Annotated in this window: 23 protein-coding genes and 1 pseudogene; 22 read left to right on the top strand and 2 right to left on the bottom strand. The window is 65.2% G+C overall.

Going from position 1 to position 17,910, the window contains the following annotated elements; all coding sequences use genetic code 11:
- The first annotated feature begins 121 nt into the window (after nucleotides 1–121).
- The 8 genes from K5L49_RS19740 (at nucleotide 122) to K5L49_RS19705 (ending at nucleotide 3,684) form a co-directional block, all read left to right on the top strand.
- Nucleotides 122–403: a hypothetical protein gene (locus tag K5L49_RS19740; RefSeq protein ID WP_223695370.1), complete on the top strand. Its 282-nt coding sequence runs from the start codon at nucleotides 122–124 to the stop codon at nucleotides 401–403.
- Between the two features lie 158 nt (nucleotides 404–561).
- Nucleotides 562–1,140, top strand: coding sequence for a hypothetical protein (locus K5L49_RS19735; RefSeq protein WP_223695369.1), 579 nt, complete (start codon nucleotides 562–564; stop codon nucleotides 1,138–1,140).
- Between the two features lie 242 nt (nucleotides 1,141–1,382).
- On the top strand, nucleotides 1,383–1,685 hold the full coding sequence (locus tag K5L49_RS19730; RefSeq protein ID WP_223695368.1) for a hypothetical protein: 303 nt from the start codon (nucleotides 1,383–1,385) through the stop codon (nucleotides 1,683–1,685).
- Nucleotides 1,682–2,065, top strand: a complete 384-nt coding sequence (locus tag K5L49_RS19725) for a CopG family transcriptional regulator (RefSeq protein WP_223695367.1) — start codon at nucleotides 1,682–1,684, stop codon at nucleotides 2,063–2,065. Before K5L49_RS19730 ends, K5L49_RS19725 begins: the two co-directional genes overlap by 4 nt.
- A gap of 102 nt (nucleotides 2,066–2,167) precedes the next feature.
- Nucleotides 2,168–2,590 (top strand): ParA family protein, encoded by a 423-nt coding sequence (locus K5L49_RS19720; protein WP_223695366.1) that lies wholly within the window; start codon nucleotides 2,168–2,170, stop codon nucleotides 2,588–2,590.
- Nucleotides 2,488–2,835, top strand: coding sequence for a hypothetical protein (locus K5L49_RS19715; RefSeq protein ID WP_223695388.1), 348 nt, complete (start codon nucleotides 2,488–2,490; stop codon nucleotides 2,833–2,835). The genes K5L49_RS19720 and K5L49_RS19715 overlap by 103 nt, the downstream gene beginning before the upstream one ends.
- On the top strand, nucleotides 2,835–3,107 hold the full coding sequence (locus K5L49_RS19710; RefSeq protein ID WP_223695365.1) for a hypothetical protein: 273 nt from the start codon (nucleotides 2,835–2,837) through the stop codon (nucleotides 3,105–3,107). Before K5L49_RS19715 ends, K5L49_RS19710 begins: the two co-directional genes overlap by 1 nt.
- A 67-nt stretch (nucleotides 3,108–3,174) precedes the next feature.
- On the top strand, nucleotides 3,175–3,684 hold the full coding sequence (locus tag K5L49_RS19705) for a hypothetical protein (RefSeq protein ID WP_223695364.1): 510 nt from the start codon (nucleotides 3,175–3,177) through the stop codon (nucleotides 3,682–3,684).
- Nucleotides 3,685–3,878: 194 nt separating this feature from the next.
- Here K5L49_RS19705 and K5L49_RS19700 read toward each other — a convergent pair whose 3' ends face one another.
- Nucleotides 3,879–4,166 carry a winged helix-turn-helix domain-containing protein gene (locus tag K5L49_RS19700; protein ID WP_223695363.1) on the bottom strand — a complete coding sequence of 96 codons (288 nt, stop codon included), beginning with the start codon at nucleotides 4,164–4,166 and terminating at the stop codon, nucleotides 3,879–3,881.
- 467 nt (nucleotides 4,167–4,633) lie between these two features.
- Between K5L49_RS19700 and K5L49_RS19695 the strand changes: the two genes are divergently transcribed.
- The 11 genes from K5L49_RS19695 to K5L49_RS19650 all read left to right on the top strand — a co-directional run bounded on the left by K5L49_RS19695 (nucleotide 4,634) and on the right by K5L49_RS19650 (nucleotide 14,079).
- A complete protein-coding gene (locus tag K5L49_RS19695; protein ID WP_223695362.1) occupies nucleotides 4,634–5,728 on the top strand; it encodes a MinD/ParA family ATP-binding protein in 1,095 nt (364 codons plus the stop codon).
- Nucleotides 5,729–5,746: 18 nt separating this feature from the next.
- Nucleotides 5,747–6,034, top strand: a complete 288-nt coding sequence (locus tag K5L49_RS19690) for a hypothetical protein (RefSeq protein ID WP_223695361.1) — start codon at nucleotides 5,747–5,749, stop codon at nucleotides 6,032–6,034.
- Between the two features lie 35 nt (nucleotides 6,035–6,069).
- Entirely contained in the window at nucleotides 6,070–6,759 is a 690-nt protein-coding gene (locus K5L49_RS19685; RefSeq protein ID WP_223695360.1) for a hypothetical protein, read from the top strand.
- A gap of 1 nt (nucleotide 6,760) precedes the next feature.
- Nucleotides 6,761–7,555: a hypothetical protein gene (locus tag K5L49_RS19680; RefSeq protein WP_223695359.1), complete on the top strand. Its 795-nt coding sequence runs from the start codon at nucleotides 6,761–6,763 to the stop codon at nucleotides 7,553–7,555.
- Between the two features lie 570 nt (nucleotides 7,556–8,125).
- Nucleotides 8,126–9,781, top strand: a complete 1,656-nt coding sequence (locus K5L49_RS19675) for a hypothetical protein (RefSeq protein ID WP_223695358.1) — start codon at nucleotides 8,126–8,128, stop codon at nucleotides 9,779–9,781.
- Nucleotides 9,778–11,112, top strand: coding sequence for an ATP/GTP-binding protein (locus K5L49_RS19670; RefSeq protein WP_223695357.1), 1,335 nt, complete (start codon nucleotides 9,778–9,780; stop codon nucleotides 11,110–11,112). Before K5L49_RS19675 ends, K5L49_RS19670 begins: the two co-directional genes overlap by 4 nt.
- 139 nt (nucleotides 11,113–11,251) lie before the next feature.
- On the top strand, nucleotides 11,252–12,322 hold the full coding sequence (locus K5L49_RS19665; protein ID WP_223695356.1) for a hypothetical protein: 1,071 nt from the start codon (nucleotides 11,252–11,254) through the stop codon (nucleotides 12,320–12,322).
- Nucleotides 12,319–12,690 (top strand): DUF1643 domain-containing protein, encoded by a 372-nt coding sequence (locus K5L49_RS20760; RefSeq protein WP_374107715.1) that lies wholly within the window; start codon nucleotides 12,319–12,321, stop codon nucleotides 12,688–12,690. Before K5L49_RS19665 ends, K5L49_RS20760 begins: the two co-directional genes overlap by 4 nt.
- Before the next feature lie 31 nt (nucleotides 12,691–12,721).
- The gene (locus K5L49_RS19660; protein ID WP_223695355.1) at nucleotides 12,722–12,931 is read left to right on the top strand and encodes a hypothetical protein; all 210 of its coding nucleotides are present in this window, start codon (nucleotides 12,722–12,724) and stop codon (nucleotides 12,929–12,931) included.
- Between the two features lie 87 nt (nucleotides 12,932–13,018).
- Nucleotides 13,019–13,342, top strand: coding sequence for a PadR family transcriptional regulator (locus tag K5L49_RS19655; RefSeq protein WP_223695354.1), 324 nt, complete (start codon nucleotides 13,019–13,021; stop codon nucleotides 13,340–13,342).
- Entirely contained in the window at nucleotides 13,339–14,079 is a 741-nt protein-coding gene (locus tag K5L49_RS19650) for a hypothetical protein (protein WP_223695353.1), read from the top strand. Before K5L49_RS19655 ends, K5L49_RS19650 begins: the two co-directional genes overlap by 4 nt.
- 828 nt (nucleotides 14,080–14,907) lie before the next feature.
- Here K5L49_RS19650 and K5L49_RS19645 read toward each other — a convergent pair.
- Nucleotides 14,908–16,167, bottom strand: coding sequence for an ROK family protein (locus K5L49_RS19645; protein ID WP_223695352.1), 1,260 nt, complete (start codon nucleotides 16,165–16,167; stop codon nucleotides 14,908–14,910).
- A gap of 64 nt (nucleotides 16,168–16,231) precedes the next feature.
- On the opposite strand from K5L49_RS19645, the gene K5L49_RS20800 reads away from it, so the two are divergent.
- From K5L49_RS20800 to K5L49_RS20790, 3 genes and pseudogenes are all read left to right on the top strand, one after another.
- Nucleotides 16,232–16,825: an alpha-amylase family glycosyl hydrolase gene (locus tag K5L49_RS20800; RefSeq protein WP_445158951.1), complete on the top strand. Its 594-nt coding sequence runs from the start codon at nucleotides 16,232–16,234 to the stop codon at nucleotides 16,823–16,825.
- Nucleotides 16,804–16,869, top strand: a pseudogene (locus tag K5L49_RS20795) (hypothetical protein); the annotation flags it as partial. The gene K5L49_RS20800 and the pseudogene K5L49_RS20795, both read left to right, overlap by 22 nt.
- A 139-nt stretch (nucleotides 16,870–17,008) precedes the next feature.
- On the top strand, nucleotides 17,009–17,910 hold a 902-nt coding region (locus K5L49_RS20790; RefSeq protein WP_445158950.1), incomplete at its 3' end, for an alpha-amylase family glycosyl hydrolase.

Here is a 17,910-nt window from a genome sequence, read left to right as displayed (position 1 = left end):
GCAAGCTCCCTCATTTCGCGCGGAAATTCTCTCCCCCGCTGCCCTTCGGGTTGCACTCCGACCGCTCTCCCTGAACGGCACTACGTGCCATCCCGGCAAAAAAACATGAGGGAGAGAAGCGATGAGCACACTCATTACCAACACCAGCGACGTCACCCGATTCGCGGCGGTTTTTTCAGCCGGAGACCTGGCGGCCGACGTTGCAACGCAACTGAGCTGCGGCGAGGTCGAGGCCCTTGCAGGAATGCTCCGCGCAATCGGAGAGCCCGCCAGCGCAGACATGTGGATCGAGGCGCACGCCGAGGGCGACGACGACGGCGACGACCACTACCGGCCCGCCGTGGCCGAGTACGTGGTGCCCGTCGACCCGATGGACGCCCTGCAGTGCGACAGCTGCCAGTGAGGCCAGCTCGAGCACTTGACACGTACGTGTCAACGCAGGCGCCAGACAGCAACTACCACCAGGGAGAAGATATGAACACGCAGACCGCATCCGTTACCGCCGTACTCGTCGACGCGATCGAGAGCACTTGGAACGCGATCCAGGAGCGACACCCGGACGTGCCCGAGGTCGTCGTGACGATCGGCTCCGGCAGCGCCGCGAAGGGCTTGAAACTCGGCCACTTTGCCGCCGACCGATGGGTGCGCGGCACCGAGCGCGTGCACGAGCTGTTCGTGGGCGGTGAAGGGTTGAAGAATGGCGGCCGCGACCTGCTCGGCACGCTGCTGCACGAAGCCGCACACGGAGCGGCGCAGGTTCGCGGGATCAAGGACACCAGCCGCCAGGGCCGCTTTCACAACACGAAGTTTCAGGCGATCGGAAAGGAGTTCGGTCTCGGCCTCTCCCACAACAACACCCAGGGATGGAGTGAAACGGCAGTGCCCGACGCCACCCTGAGCGTCTACGGCGACCAGGTGGCACAGCTGGACGCCGCCCTCGTCGCTTACCGGATCACCGAGACGATCGGCAGTGGCCGCAAGTCCAACAACAACGGCGTGAGCGCCGTATGCGACTGCGCTCGGAAGATCCGAGTATCCAAAGCGGTGTACGAAGGCGGCCCCATCCTCTGCGGTCTCTGCGGCACGGAATTCCGCGCCGATGACGACGATCTGACCGACGACGACCGCGTGGAAGGGTGACCGCCATGCGGGCGATCGCAGCCGTCGCGCTCCCAGCGTGCGGCCCGGTTCCTGAGCCGACGACACATTGGCCCGACCGCCGTCCTACAGCGCGTCAGGAGGGCCGGCGCGCTTTGCGCGCTCGTCACCACTCCCCTGCTCGTATCATCGATCGCCCTCAGCCTCTAGCAATACTTCTATACTCATTTACTGCTAACTACTTTTGAGTAGACAGCTTGCTATTTTTGGACTACAATAATATTATGGCCCCGACGAGATGGACGAGCAGCGCAGACAAGCACCTGATTGCCCGCGCTGACACGCTCAACGCTATGAGAAGCGCCGTCGTCTACGTGAAGGACTTTGACCAGGCCCGTGTCCCGGGACAACCGACCGCGGACCTGTTCATCGGCCCAACACGAGACGGCTCGATCATGCTCGAAGTCTTCGCCCACGTCGACCAGGTGAACAAGGATGCGCTGATCTTTCACTCGATGCCCGTTCGACAGAAGACGTTAGAACGAGCCAGGCGCATACTCGCAGACAGGAAGGGGCAGCAATCATGACGAAGAACACGGACCCGCTGATCGGAGCCGACGTCTCCCCCGAGGATGATGCCCTCTATGCGGCGTGGTCGGAGCGGATCGAAGCCGACGACATTCACACCCCCGACACGGCCCAGGCATTCGAAGGCGAGGACGCGCAGCGGGCAGGGCGCGCCCTCCTGGACGAGATTGTCGGAGCGGACGAGCTGGACAAGGCGATCGGCCGCGGCCGGCCCTCGCTGGCGGGAGCCGGCAAGCAGCGCGGCGAATCCCCCAAGGTCCAGGTACGACTCCCCCACGACCTGGACGCAGCTCTTAAGGCCCGTGCGGCAATCGAGCACCGCAAGCCCAGCGAAGTCGCGCGCGAAGCGATCGCGCTCTACCTCCGCAACGCTTCCTAGGCTCAGCTACTCAGACTCACCCGAGCGCCTACTTCAATACTCATAGCTAGCAAGGCGCTTTGACTCACATACTCATTTGATGAAAAGATGATAGGATAAAGCATGCGAATCGTGACAGTGCTCAACCAAAAGGGCGGCGTCGGCAAGAGCAACGTTGTGATGAACCTCGCCGCCGTCGTCGCGGCGGACCACTCGCGGGTACTCGTCGTGGACACCGACCACCTGCAACGCACTGCAAGCGACTGGGCCGAGACGGCAGAAAAGAACGAGCGCCCGTTGCCGTTCGACTTCACCGACGAGGGCGACCCGGCGCTACTGGGCCGACTGCGCGAAGCAGGCGCCTACGACACAATCTTCGTAGACACCCCGGGCAGTCTATACGAGAGCGATCTTCTGGGGCGGTTCTCGACTCGGCGGACTTCGTGGTGCTGCCGATGGAGCCTCAGCCGGCTAGCGTCAAACCGCTCGTGCGCACGATCAAATCGTTCGTGGAGCCGCGCAGCTTGCCGTATCGCGTACTGCTGAGCCGTGTGAAGCGTGACGCGGCGGGGGAGCGGCGTAGGGACGACGCGATCGCTGGACTCGATGCGATGGGCGTTCCGCGCTTCAACAGCGTGATCCGAGATTACGTGGCGCATTCGGATGCGCCGATGACTGGCGATGTGGTGACGACGTATCCGACCACCCGCAACACGTCTCTTGCGATCGACGACTTCAAGTCACTGGCGCTGGAAATGACGACCATCTGGGCAAACGGAGGAAGCAAATAATGGCGAAGGCAAACCTGGCCGATCTGATCGGCAGCAGCAGCGACGTGCAGGCCGTACCGCCGAAGCAGCCGGCAGCTGCACCGGCCCCCGCGCCGACGGTGGCAACACCCGCGCCCCAAGGGTCGACAGCGGCCGCCGAGGCGGCCGAGGATGCCCGGATCAACTTCATGATCCCGCGCGAGCTGCGCCAGAAATTCAAGGCGTGGGCCGCTCAGAATGACACCAGCATCAAGGACGAGCTGACCCGTCACATTCGTTCGCTCGTCGGCTAAGGCGCGGAACTCAGATACTCATAGCTTCATTTGAATGTCTGCTAGCGCAACCCGGGGGGAGGATCTAATGCGCACGAAGTACACGCCAGCGGAAATCATCGCCGGGGGAGTGGCCGATACGCGCGAGACCTTCGCCGAGCTGTACGTCGAGCTGCGCGAGCTTCGGCAGGAGGCGGCCACCTACTACTACCGGGCGTTCGTCGACACGGACAATGGAGCCGAGCCCGTCGCGCCGGCCTTTCACCCAGCGCCTCCAGGATTCGGTGGCAACGAGCTGGCCCGGCCGGTGCGCCGCGTCGACCTCACGCGCCTTACCGATGCGGGGCTCGCTCTTTACGTGTTCGGGGTCCGGAGTGCCTTGGCTGAGCGTGAGGAACTGGTGCGGCAGATTGAGGCCGCGAAGCACGATCTAGAGCGGATGCTGATTGCGATGGACGGGACGATCGTCGACGTCGTGAGTAGCCTCCTACGCCGAGAAGCCGCGCTCGATCGGCGCACCAGCGCTCAGGTGGAAACGTCCCAGCTGCAACCGTGGGACGTCCCGGTCCGCCAGCCCGGCACGCGGGGCTATCTATGAGCGTTTACTTCAATACTCATTGCATCATCTTGCGCGAAGAGGATGCGGGCGCCTCGAGTCGTTGACACGTAGGTGTCAACTGGGCCGGCCGCACGCAGAAGGGCCACCCGTGGGGAACGCGTGGCCCTTCTTCGCTGCACCGTTGGGGAAACGGTGGTGGGGGTCACGCTAGCACCGCGGCGCAGCGCGCAGAACTAGCGCAGCATCCAGGCCACGAACGCGGTGAGGTCGTCGGTCAGCACGTCTCGGCGGGCGCTGTATCGCACGGATCGACCGTTGCGATTCTCGCCCTCAATGTCCGCGACGATGTAGCCGAGCGTTTCCAGCTCGCGCAACGTCACGCGCGCTGTACTTGGTGTCAGTCCGGTTTCTTCGACGAGGTGTGTCCGGGTGGCTCCGGGGTTCTCCAGCAGGAATCGCAGCGTTATCAACCTGGACGTCCCGGAGACAGCTTGATGCACGGCCGCGGCGCGCTGCGGCATGTCGGGGGAGTCGCGGCGTGACGGCATCCCCTATTGTGCCCGCTCATTGCGGCGGCGGCCGATAGCAACTCGTTGAATTCGTCCATGCCTCCACAATGCACTACCTGCTAATTGAACTACAAGGTAGACTGATTGTGCGTTGTAAATCGGGGTTCGTATTACCCTCGAAATGGTCACGGTCTTGTAGGGGGGAGAGTGCCGGATGACGAAGTCTCAGCTATCAGTAATTGGCGCGGCCCAGCGCCATTCTCAGCCGCGCCCTCACCGAGCATCGTCGCGGCCTCTCACGGCCGACGTCGCTTCCCGCACATGCGGCGAGAAGGCGCAGCACGCTAACTCAATCACTAGGGGAGACGGAGCACATGACAGATAACGACCAGCAGACGGGAGACGTTTTCGCGGGCGCTGGGCGCGCCGCTCGATACGTCGAGTCCGAGCACACCAGTACCCGCGCCCAGGTCGACGAGGTGTTGGGGCAGCTCGCAGAGAAGGACGAGCTGATCCAGGTTCCGCCCGAGCTGGCGACTCATGCAGAGCCGGCCGCGCCTGTGGTGGAACTCCCGCCGATTCCGGCCGTGCCTCCGAGTGCTCCGCACACGGAGATCCCTGAAACGATCTTCCTGGACCCCGTGGCGGACCTCAGCATTGCCAGCACCGTGCAGAAGCCAGCGACCGCGACCCAGGGTGTTCGGGGCTTGCTCGGCAAGCTTGGAATCAAGGTGGAGCCGGGAGCGCGTGAGCGTGCGGCGCTGGACGCCGCGGAGTCTTTGCGTCGGGACGAGGAAGTCATTCGTCAGGCGACATGGACGGGCCCGCAGGCGATCCTCGTGGGCAACAAGAAGGGTGGCACCGGCAAGACGCCGGTATCGCTGATCGTCGGGGGAGTGCTTGCCGCGGTGCGCGGCGGCTCCGTCGCCGTGATGGAGGTCTCCGACGATCCGGGAGCGCTGACGTTCCGCGCCGAGGGTAACCCGTCGCTGGGCATCGGTGAGCTGGTGCGGGACGTGCAAAAGATCACTAACGCCGGCCAGCTGGCCGGCTACACCGCCCCGCAGACCTCATTCGCCTCTGTCATCGGCACGGTGGGCCGACGTGCTCGCCTCAGCCGTGACGATGTGGTGGCGGCTGCAGGAGTGATCGACGAGTTCTATTCGATCCGCGTCATGGACTCCGGCAACCAGCCGTCATCCAGCGCTTTCGAGGGAGCGGTGGAAACCGCGGACGCGCTCGTGATCCCCGTGCTCAACGCGGGGGATGCCGTACTCGAGGCGGTCGCCATGATCGAGGAGCTTCGGGCCCAAGGCGGGCACGCCGCGCAGCTCGCGGACAACGCGATCGTGATTCGCCTCACCGACGGCCGGCCGGAGCACCCGCAGGTCATCGAGCGAGTGAACCGAATCATCGACGGGATGCTCGTGCGCGCGGTCTACCACGTGCCCTACGACGAGCACATTGCCGAGCGCGGGCAGATCACTCTTGACCGGCTCGCGCCGGCCACCCGTGCAGCATTCACCGCCGCGACAGCCGGCGTCGTGCAGGCGCTCAAATCAACCGCCCGCTAGGCCAGAAGGAGAAATCACATGCACGAAATCGCTCACCACCTGATCGTCCACGCGATCGACAATCCGCTGAACGGCGTCCTTCCGGACTTCTCCGTGTTCGGCGTCCAGTTCGATGCGCTCTGGAAGAAGCTCATCGCCGGCATCTGGGGAATCTGCATCATCATCTCGATTGCGTTCCTCGCGATCGGCCTCACTGGCATGGCCGGATCGTCCGAGGGGGCGGCAACGCAATGGCCTACAAGTCGGCACGCACCAAGGCAATCTGGGCCGGTATCGCGCTGGCCTGCCTCGCTGCGCTGGCCGTGATCGTCGGCGGCATTCTCGCCCTTGCGGGGTAGCACATGACCGACGCACCACGCCCTGTACGGACACGGCCTCGCTGGCCGTGGATCGTCGGCGCGCTCGCGCTGCTGGTCGTCCTGGTGGTCGTGTTCGCGCTCACCGCCCCGCGAGGCGGCGACGACCGAGCCGTCCCCGCCACCACCCCTCCTGCGCCCACGTCGACCAGCACGGACGAACCGGGAGCGGCGGTAAGTGGATGCATTGGCGGCCGCGAGCGAGACGCGGCAATGCTCGTGGCCGCGCAGAAGGCGGCTCCGCATTCAGCCAATGGGGCGGCGAGCTTCGCTGCCGCTTTCGTTCGATGGCTCTATCAGTACCCCTCGCCGCCGGCTTCCGCCGTGCAGACGGTGGCTCAGCGCATCTACTCGACGGGTGCCGACTCCAAGAAAGTGGTCGACTATCTGGCCGGCTCGCCCAATCTCTCCGGTGGGCTCGTGCCGGACGGTCAGCCGTTCTACGTCTCGACGGTTCCTGGGGTCTTTTACGTCGAGTCGGCTACGCCCGACAAGGTGTCAGTGTCAGTCGGAGGTGGTCTAGTCACAGACGGTGCTCTCAGCGCCACCTTGCGTGAATCCGTCACCGTGACGGTCCAGTGGGAGGGCGGCGCGTGGCACGTCGTTGAGTCCAAGGGGACGCGGACGACCCAAGACCTGTTCGCGATCGGCTCGGCGTTCAGCGGAGGTTGCTGACATGTTCCGTGGAGAAGGCAGCGGTAACCCGATCGGTGACGCGATCGGAGGCATTGGAGACGCGATTGGCGGGGCGGTGCAGACCGCCAACTTCTTCTCCGACCCGTTCGGGAACATGTACAAGTCGTTCCGGGACTCGGCTGTCTCGCTGTCGCGGGACGTGCTGCCCGTCGTCACTCAGGCGACGATGCCGGACCTCACGATGGATTGGTTCATCAACGCCTACAAGGTGTCGTTCGGGCTGGCGATCTTCGTGCTCGTGTTCACGTTGCTGCCGCAGTTCGTGCGGGTCGCTCGTGGAACGCAATCGGGCCGTGAGCTGGGGGAGTCGCTGGTGTTCTACGGCCCTCTGTTCATCATCGGGGCAATGTTCGGCCCGTTGCTCGGATCGTTCCTCGTGAACCTCGTGCACGAGCTGAGCACGTCGCTGACTCGGTGGGCGTTCTTCGACACCAACGACAACCTCGTGGCGTCGTTTACGAAGATGCTCGATCAAGGCGACGCAGCCGGCATCGCCGGAGGCGCACCGGTCGCGGCGTTTCTGATGTTCTGCGCGTGGATCGCGCTTCTTATGGCGATCGCCGTCATGCTCGTGCTTCTCGTCGTCCTGTACTTCGCCGGTGTGCTGTTCCCGCTCGGCTATGTCTGGATCATCGATCCGCAGCGCCGCAAGACCGGCTGGCGACTCGTTGGCCTGTTTATCGGCGTGATGCTTGCGCACCCGCTGCTGTTCTTCATGCTCGGCGTCACGTTCCACTGGATCGGGCCGGCGTCGAGACGTTCGGCGATCACCTGAACGTGCAGCGCCTCGCGCTGCTCATTTCCGGCATTCTCGCAATGCTCATTGCGACTCTCAGTCCGGCGCTTCTGATGAAGTTCGCGCCGGTCATCCCGGCCTCCTTCGGCGGAGTAACGGGCCGAGCATGCAGCCGGGGCGATGGGGCTCGGGCAATATGCAGGACGCCACGCAGAAGTACGCACCAGAAGCCCGACAGGGTGGCAAGCCGACTGACTCTGCCAACGCCCCATCGCCAGTCGAGGACGCACCCAGCGTGAAGGGGAGCGGGGGACTGGGCGACTTCGCCGGAGCCGGAGCGAAAGCGGGCAAGAGCGCCGGACGGGCAGCCGGCGCAGGAGCCGAAGCGGGCGCAGCCGGCGCGGGCACGGGGGCCGGCGCAGCTGGTGCCGGAGCTGGCAGGCTGGCGGCCGCGGGCGCGGCCGAGTCCGCTACTGGCGTCGGTGCCGCGATTGGCGTTCCTACGCTCATTGCGGCCGGCGCTGTGGCAGCCGGGCAGGCGGCTGTCGAAAAGGCCCAGGAGGCGGGCGCTATGGCCGCTGAGGCGGCTGATTCGGACGAGGGGGCACAGTGAGCAACGCAGCGCAGAACACGATGGTAGAGAGGCAGCTGGGCGGCGAAGCCGGCCACCGATCATTCTTCGGCGGGTCCGGCAAAGGCCCGCGCAACATCCTGCTTGCCCTGTGTGGAGTCGGCCTGGTCGTCGGCGCACCGTTCTTTGGTGCACCCGCCGTCGTCGTTGCCGTCATCGCCGCGCTGCTGGTGTTCCTGGTCACAGCACGCACTCACCGCGGGTCGATCCTCGACCGGCGCGAACGTCGGGTGCGCTGGAAGGACCGCCGCCGCGCCGGCATCGACCGCTACACGCCGTTCGACGTCGCACAGTGGGACCAGCTGACCCAGCTCAGCCAGGACAAGACCGCCGGCAAGGAGGACCGGTGGACGGCCGCACGCGAGCTTGCGGCGATGCGGACCATGCCGGACGGTGCGGACGGGATGGGATGGCTTCAGATGGGCCGGCGCGAGCCGGGAATCGCCTGGCACGCCCCGATGGGGGAGAAGCCCTATCTATCGGTCGTGTTCACCGTCACCGGGCAGCTGCGCGGTGCGGAGCCCAACTCGGTCGCTCGTCGAGCGGCCGAGGCTTTCGGGGAGTTCCTGGCATCGCGCGCAGCACCGTCGAGCCTGCTGCGTCGCGTGCAGGTGACCACGCGAGTGCTGCCGCCCGACAACGCATTCAACGCGGCGTGGGCGGAGGTTAGCCTTGACCCGACGATCCCGACCAACCACCCCGCCGTGCTCTCGTACGGGGATGTGCTGCACACGGCCGGCCGGGACGCAATGGTGCAGCGGCACACGATCACGGCGTGCTGGCCAATCGACGCCGAATTCGTCGACGTCGCCCGTGGATATGGGGAGGGCCGCGACGGTTGGCGCGCACTGATGCACCGCGAAATCGAGTCCGCAGAGCGCGGCCTCCGCGCGGCACGTTTGGGAGACGTTGCCGTGCTCACCGCACGGCAGACCGGAGCGCACGTCGTTCACGGCCAGAACCCGTTTCACCCGATCGACCAGCCTGTCGACGACCCGGGCAAGCTGGGCGTCGCGTCCCACGACGAATACTCCGCACACATCGTCACGGCCACCAACCCCGAGACGGGCGCAGAGGTCGAGTGGTGGCACCGCACCGCCGCGATCAAGGCCGAGAACCTCGCCGTAGGCAAACGGTCGCAGCTGTGGATGCTCGACCTGCTGATTGGGTCGGAGCTGCACTTCCTCCGTACGGTGTCGTTCCATCACCAGCTAATCCCCGCATCCGAGGCACGCGCTGCGGCCCGGCGCGACCTGGTGCGCGACCAAGCCGCGCAGATGAACGACGCCGAAAAGGGCCGCCTCGCGAACGACGAAACCCACGTGAACAAGACCGCCGCGCAGCTGCGGAACGCCGATCTTGGGTATGGCTCCCGCCACCACGGGGACAGCTGGATCGGCTACGTCACGATCACCGAGACAAGCCGCGACCGGCTGCAAATCGCGTCTCGTCAGCTAGAGGAAGTCTGCGAGAACGGGCTCGGCGTCGAGCACCTGGACTGGCAGGACAGCTTCCAATCGGCGGCGTCCGGCACGACGTGGCCGATCGGCCGAGGTATCCAGACCGAGAAGCCCTCTGTCACCAACCGCGTGTACCGGAAGCTGGCCGGCAAGACCAACAAGGAGGCGCTATGAGCGAGCACAAGGCCGAGAGCACCAAGAGCGGTATGTGGTCGCTGCCGGTTCTGCGGAAGTTCGCCCCGCCCGAGGAAGTACAGGTCGACGAGAGCGGACGCACCGAGGGCAAGGACGAGCTGCTGCCGTGGAACGTCCCCGGCACGCAGCTGCGCGCGCGCAGCGGCCGCGCCGGTCGCGGCTTCTACGCCCCCGCGCTGCGCGGTGCGCCGTCGACCACCCGGCAGGCCGAAGTCCTCAACTCCGCCGTTATCGGCGCACCCACCGGCACCAGCGGCATTGTCACCGGCCGCGACGTGCTCTCGAAGACGTCAATCGCGCACGACCCGGTGACCGCCTACAACTCGCGGCCGCGGTTGGTGTCGAGCCCGAACGTCGTCGTGATGGGCGACGTCGGCTCCGGTAAGTCGAGCTTCATCAAGACCGCGCTCGTCGCCCGGCCCCTCATCATGGCCAAGCGGCGCGCCACCGTGTTCGACAAAAAGGACCGAGCAGGGGAGGGCGAATACTCCGAGCTCGCGCGCGCGTTCGGAGCCGAGCCCATCAAGTTCACCGACGACGGCACCGGCACCCGGCTGAATCTGCTGGACCCCATGATCAGCCACGGCACCGGAGCATCCGGGCAACTGCGGCTGCTGAAAGTCGTCACGCGCCTCGCTCGCAACGACACCCCGCTCAACGAGTGGGAAGAAGAAGCGCTCCGCTCGGCCCTGCGGATCACGCTCGCCCGGTTCGAGGACGGACGGGTGCCGACCCTGGCCGACGTGCTGCCGGCGCTCGCGTCGACGACCGCGGACAGCGACTACGCGCAGCATTCGCCGCAGGCGCGGGACAAGCTGCACCAGGCCGGCCTCTCGGTGCAGTTCACCCTCAACACGCTCTTGGACGACTATGCCGGCCTGCTCGACGGCGAAACGTCCAAGGTGGTCGACCTGGCGCACAAGCTCACCAGCTGGGACATTTCGCAGCTGCCCGATGACGGCCCTTCCGTGCCGATCGTCATGGCGATCGGGCACATGTGGCTGCTCGGTCGACTCCGCAACGACCGCGGCTGGCACACGACGTGCGTCTACGAGGAAGGCTGGCACATCGCTGCCGGCCCCTCCGCATCGCTCGCGAGGGCGAATCAGAAGCTCTCCCGTGGCCTCGGCTCTCCAACGTGTTCGCCTTCCACAAGGGCACCGATATTCCTGCCAACTCACCCGGTATGGCGATGGTGCAGGAGGCCCAGTCGGTCTACGTCTACCGGCAGAGCCGGCACGAGGATGCGCTGTGGTGCCAGCAGACCTTCAACTTCTCTCCCGAGCGGGCGCACGACATTACGCAGCTGAGCGACGGCCACCACTACTTCAAGTACGGCACGCACGTTGAAACGCTCGTGCGGCACATCCGCTCGGAGTGGGAGACGCAGATCACCAACACCGACGAGGGCATGGAGGGTGCCGCCGCCTCGGTGCTGCGGAGCGCGTGATGGGCTGGAAGGGCATCGCGGCTGCCGGCATCACCGTTCTGGTGATGTTCGGCGGTGGTGTGTTCATGTCCGGCGCGCAAGCCAGCGGATGCGGCGGCGGCGAGGTCGTCGCGACCATCGCGATCAGCAGCCGGCCGATCGCCGGCTACTCAGGCGACCAGCTCGCGAACGCCGCGGCGATCATGAACGCCGCGACCGGACTGGGGCTCGACGCCCAGGCTCAGGTCATCGGCGTCATGACCGCGATGGGCGAATCCGGGTTGCGGGTGCTCGACCATGGCGACCAGGCCGGCCCCGACTCGCGCGGGCTGTTTCAGCAGCGCGACACCTGGGGGAGCCTCGCGGATCGGATGGACCCGACCAAGTCGGCGGTGCTGTTCTTCCAGCGACTCATCCAAGTGCCCGGCTGGCAGGCCATGACCCCGACGCTGGCCGCGCACACCGTGCAGGTGAACGCTGACCCAAACCACTACACGAAGTTCTACTCCGCGGCCGCGCAGGTCGTGCAGGCGCTCGGCAGTAATGGCGGCGGCACCCCCGGGTGCGCCGTAGGCGCCGACCAGGTGGGGCTCGCCCAGGAACTCGTGAAAGCGGCGGACGCCGGCCAGCTGCGTGGCCTGGTGCCGGATCACATCAAAGAGATCCGCTGGATTGCTCAGGATAAGACCGTCGCGGATTGCGGAATCGACACCCGTGTCTTGCAGACCATCGTGCTCGCTGTTCGCACCTTCCAGTCCGTGGGCGTCTCCGACATCAACCGCAGATGCACCGGCCAGATCGAAGGGGCCGGCACGGAGTCGGCCCACTACAAGAACGGCGGCGGGCACGCCGTCGACTTCTACATGCTCAACGGCACGCCGCTCACGGGGGCAGACGGGTACTCGCTGCGCCTGATCGGGATGCTCGACCCGATCGTGCCCAAGGGCTCACGAGTCGGGCAGAAGGACGTTCGCGCAGCTGCGGGCGTGACGATCGCGACCACGAACTTCGGCCAGATCGACGACACCGGGAACCATCTACACATCGACTTCCTGTACGCCACGGGCGCTTATGTCGGGAGTCAGCAATGACAGGCGTGTTTCAACAGCGCGCAACGCAACCCAGTGACATGCATGTCGCCTACAGTCCGGAGCTGAAAGCGGAGAATGAGCGGCACATTGCCGAGTTCATCGGCGGGCGCCGACTCGAGCTGCTAGCCGCCTGGGGCGAGACGATTATGGCGCGATCGTACCTGCGCGGCATGCTTCGCGGCATCGTGGGCCTCCCAGAAGCCGCGTCCTGTAACTGGAGATCTATCGGTGACCCTCTAAAAGAGCGGCCATCCGCGCCACCCCTCGCGAGCAAGCTATGCGTGGCCACTGCGTCCGTTCGACATTCACGGCTATCTGCGTGGGCTGTGAAATGCTTCTGCGTGCGAACACGCTCAATCAACTGTTGACGACGGCGTGGCACGCGACCAGCATGTCGGCATGAGTGATGACGACGAGTTCGATGACGATGATGAGATGGTCGTGGGCGACCAGGAACTCGTGTCGTTTGAGAAACATCTGTTCGCCGCCATCCGCGAGTCTCGCCAGCTCGACGCGGAGATCGACGACGAGTACCGCCGGCTGACGAACGGTGAGTACGACGAGCCAGCTATCCCGGAGCGGGAATCGGACGGCGAAGGCAAGCCGTAATCGTTGCGCGGGTACCCGGCTGAGCAACCAATCGAGTAGGAGGAATTTGGTCTGGACGCCCTATCTCTACCTATGTAGAGTTAGGGCATGAAGATCACTCCGTCTCTCGTGAAGGTCGCGACCGCACTCCTCGACGCCCCAAAGGAACGACACTGGGGATACCGGTTGAGTGTGGACAGCGGTGTTCGGTCAGGCGTCCTCTACCCAATCCTTGGACGCATGATGGACGAAGGATGGCTGACCGACGGCTGGGAGGATCCCAGCGAAGCTAACGGCCGCCCTCCCCGCCGCTATTACGAGATCACCGATACGGGCCTTCGTGAGTTGGGAGCGGCTCAGAGTCGATTCCTCGCATCACAGGCTCGCGTGGGGGCGACAAGGCCCCAACAGGCAAGGCTGGCGATGACATGAATGTAGATTTCGATTTCGCGAAACTTGCCTCTCTGTTGGGGCTGTGGCCGCTCGTCGGCATGGGGGCGGCTCTGCTCCTCGTCTGGGGGATCGCCCCGGGCTGGATTGTGAGACTCGCTTCCCTCGCCTTCCGGAAAGGTGACGCGCGCCGCAATGAGATGATCGCCGAGCTCTACGCGGTCCCGCATCTGAGGCAGCCGGTGTGGGCGCTTCAGCAGTGTGAACGCGCCCTAAGCGAGGGCCTCGCCCCTCGCCTCTGGCAACTGGGCTATCGGCGGTTTGCCGGGCGATTTACTCGAAGGACCGAGGTTGCTAAGTCGTATGCGGAAACCATGATCTACCCGATCTTTCCGGAGAACGAGTTTCTCCGGCGGTATCGGCACAGCGATGATGCGCTTCCGATACTTCCCCTGATGCTCGACTTTGAAGGCCCGAGCGGTGAGCCTTTGATGAGCGTGAGGATGGGCCACGATGATGACGTGCTGGTCATGTCCGTGTATCCCGGCGTTTCGGTGCGCTCCGGCACAGATGGCTCTGTGCAGGTGTTGAACGGCAACAAGCAGTTCGTCTTCAGCCACAAGGTCATCAGCGCGGCGTGTGTTTTCGAACGAGAGTGGCGGAGGCAATCGGTTACACCTCAAATCGCGCGGAAGGTTCGGCGATCGACAGTGCCGCTCGCCGTTGATGGCTCCTACCAGGATCATCGCGACTATTCGGTGGTCAATCCGGAGGTCTGACTGTATCTCGGTGGCGTCTGACGCTGTAACCTCTTCTATCCGGCCGCGCCACTATAGGGTTCGTGCATGAGCATGTGGGGGGATGTGCCCTCGTGGGTGACCGCAATAGCCACGGTTGGGTTGGTCGTCGCGGCAGTGACGGCTGGAATCTACGCGGCTCTATCCTGGCGAGATGCTCGCGCACAGGGTTTGAGGCGGGCGCAGGAACGTAGGCGCAGGGTTGCCTCGAAGGTCTCCGCTTGGGTGGCGAGGGCGATACTTCCGAGCACTACGACGTTTGGCTCAGAAACGGCAACAACGTACCGATCTACGATCTATATCTCATGGTGAATGGATACGGCGAACTAGCTGCCCGGGGCGTGGTGGACTTGGATCAAGCCGTTGTGCCACCTGGATTCGAGCAGGTCTTCGCTCTGCTCCCGTACAGCGAAGCGCAGCGGACTAGGGGCCCAAAGTAGTCGATGGTGAAATCGACCTTCGCGGGCATGAGCCGTGGGACTTCTTGGTAGAGCTGCGATTCCGGGATGCCGATGGGGTTACATGGAAGCGCTCTGAAAATGGCGAGATCTCCGAAGGCGGATCCCGTAGCAAGAAGAACAAGGACTTGTGAGTGAAAACTGAGGTGGTGGCAGGAGCCACGACCTCTTGGGTGGCCCGACCCAAGGGCCACCGGGGGAGCCGCGGCTAGGTGTCGCATTCGCATCTAACGGGATTGCCATGTTCAAACTGACATAAGGTATATTATCAGCGAAGGAGACTTGGATGGCCTCGACGAGCTTCGCGAAATGAGGTGATGCCGAATCAGCCGACAGCCGGTGGGCTCACCGGCTAGCGGATCGCCGTGGGAGCGCTGGGGGAACTCTTCAGAGCATGATCCCAGACATGGGCGAGCGCCGCGTGCACCGCGCCCTGGATGACGATGTCGCTCGCCAGGGGCGAGGCGAGCAACTCGCTGGCGAACGCCGTGTGCTCCTCGACGCGCAGGCGGAGTTCGGGGATGAGTGGCTGGAGCGACGTCGCCACTCCGCCGCCAAGGACGATTCGGCCGGGGTCGAGGAGGCTGACGAGGGTCGCGATGACGCGCGCCAGACGGTCGAGGAGGCGGCCGGAGATGTCGTGAGCCACGTCGTCGCCCTCCTCTCCCAGCCGGAACACGTCGGCGGCGACGCTCTCGGACGTCAGCTTCGTCTGCAGATGGTCGCCAACTGCGTCCTGCGCCCAATCCTGAGCCAGTCGCCCGATTCCCACTGTGCTGCCGACGCCCTCGATTAGGCTGAGGTATTTCATCTCGCCCCCGCCGCCGTGGTGTCCGCGGTGGAGAACACCGTTCTCGACGATGCCCGCGCCGAAGCGGTCGCCGGCGAGGAGGACGACGAGCGACTGCGCCGGGCCGGACATCGCCTCACGTTCGGCCAGCGCGGCGAGGTTGGCGTCGTTTTCTACGACGATGGGCCATTCCGGGTGGCCGCTGAACAGCAGGTCGGGATCGATCCGGATCCAGTCCCAGAACTCGTCGCCGACGCCCACCCGACCGGTGTGATCGACGGGTGCGGGTACGGCGAGCGTGGCGGCTAGGACGGTCCCGGCTTCAGCTCCGGCGTCGTGGAGGGATTCGTCGACGGCCGCCTGCGTCTCGGCCGTCCGATCGATGATCCACTCGGGGCTGTCGGGGCGCGAGTGAAAGGCTCGTCTCGAGCGTCCGACGATCTGGCCGAGCAGGTCGGCGACCACGCAGGTCACGGATGAGAAGCCGAGATCAACCCCGACGACGTGGGCCGCGCCCGGGTTCAGGGCGAAGCGGCGGGAGGGCCTGCCGCGGGTCCCTTCCACCCGGGGGCCGGCATCCGACTCCGCGATCCAACCCGCAGCCAGCAGATCGTCGCAAACGGCCAGGATGGTGGAGCGCGTGAGGTCGGAGAGCTCGATGAGTTCGGACGTTGTGAAGCTCTTGCCGGCGGACGCGCTGCTGAAGATCTTCAGCAGCGCGAGCGTGTTCGAGCGCCGGAGGACGTTCGTTGACGTCGCGACCAGCGCGTGCGTTGGAATCGATTTCTCTGCGGGACTTGCCCAAACCTCGACATGTGACAACAATAGTGCACGTCTTAGATTTAGAACCTAGATAAATTCTGGATCGTCTCTCTCGGAAGGATCAATGGTGACCGAAAGCGTTCTGAACGCCACCCGTGTGGAATCTCCCGACCGGTGGTGGCGGCAGGCAGCCGTGTATCAGGTGTATCCGCGCAGCTTCGCGGACGGTAACGGCGACGGAGTAGGCGACTTCCTTGGGCTGATCTCCCGCATCGACTACCTGCGCGATCTCGGCATCGACGCAGTCTGGCTGAGCCCGTTCTACCCGTCCGAGCTCGCGGACGGCGGCTACGACGTCGCGGATTATCGCGACGTCGACCCGCGCATCGGTACGCTTGCGGACTTCGACGCGCTGGTCGCCCGCCTCCATGACGTCGACATCAAGGTGATTGTCGACATCGTGCCGAACCACAGCTCCGATCAGCACGCTTGGTTTCAGGAAGCCCTGCGCAGCGTACCCGGTTCCGCCGCCCGCGACCGCTACATCTTCCGCGACGGGCGCGGCCCGGACGGCTCAGAGCCACCGTCGGACTGGACGTCGATCTTCGGAGGGCCGGCCTGGACCGCGTGCCGGATGGGCAGTGGTATCTGCACCTGTTCGCTCGCGAGCAGCCCGACTGGAACTGGTCGAATCCCGAGGTGCGACAGGACTTTCTGACCACCCTTGAGTTCTGGGCAGATCGCGGGGTCGACGGATTCCGTGTCGACGTCGCCCACGCTCTGACCAAGGGGCTGGAGTTGAGCTGCCGACGCAGGTCCAGCTCGAAGACCCAACACACTTCCCAGTCGGGACGCATCCGATCTGGGACCGCGCGGACGAAGTGCACGAGATCTATGCGGAGTGGCGACGCCTGTTCGACCGCTACACGCCACCGCTCACCGCCGTCGCGGAGGCCTGGGTGCCGCGGAGCGGCGGATCCGCTACGCCACCGAGCAGGGCCTCGGACAGGCATTCAACTTCGACCTCCTCAAGGCCACCTGGGACGCCGCGCAGTTCCGGCGCATCGTGGAGGAGAACCTCGATCTCTCGGCGCAGAGCGGGAGCTCCAGCACGTGGGTGTTCTCCAACCACGACATGGTCAGACACGCCACCCGGTTCGGCCTCCCTCCACAGACAGCGAGGGCCACGCGTGGCTCCTCTCCCATGGCGTGGAACCGCGGGAGGACCGCGACCTGGGCCTGCGCCGCGCTAACGCCGCCACCCTGCTGGCGATGGCGCTGCCCGGCAGTGTGTACCTGTACCAAGGTGAGGAGCTCGGTCTGCCGGAGGTCGCCGACATCCCCGGCGACGACCGCCAGGATCCCACGTTCTTCCGCACCGGAGGTTCAGGAAATCGGCCGGGACGGCTGCCGCGTGCCGCTCCCGTGGACGGCAGACGGGCCTTCCTTCGGCTTCGGCGCGGGTGGTGCGCACCTGCCGCAGCCGGCCTGGTTCGCCGAGTTCGCGGTCGATACCCAGAGCGGACGCTCGGGTTCGGTGCTGTCCCTCTACCAGGACGCGCTCGCCGGTCGGCGAATGCTGCAGACTGACGAGCGTCTGGAGTGGCTCGACATCGCGCCGGATGTCGTGGCGTTCCGCCGGCCGAACGCTGGACGTCCGCGACCAACTTCGGCTCTCACTCCGTCACACTCGAGGCAGAGCGCGTCTACCTGTTCAGCGACGGTCCGTCCCCACCGACGGTCCCGTGCGTCTCGAACCCGACACCACCGTCTGGTACCAGCATGGCTGAGACGTCATTCATC

This window comes from Leifsonia poae, from assembly GCF_020009625.1.
GTDB lineage: Bacteria > Actinomycetota > Actinomycetes > Actinomycetales > Microbacteriaceae > Leifsonia > Leifsonia poae_A.
The sequence above is the reverse complement of the archived record's forward strand: the minus strand, read 5'-3'. Positions and strand labels throughout refer to the sequence as shown.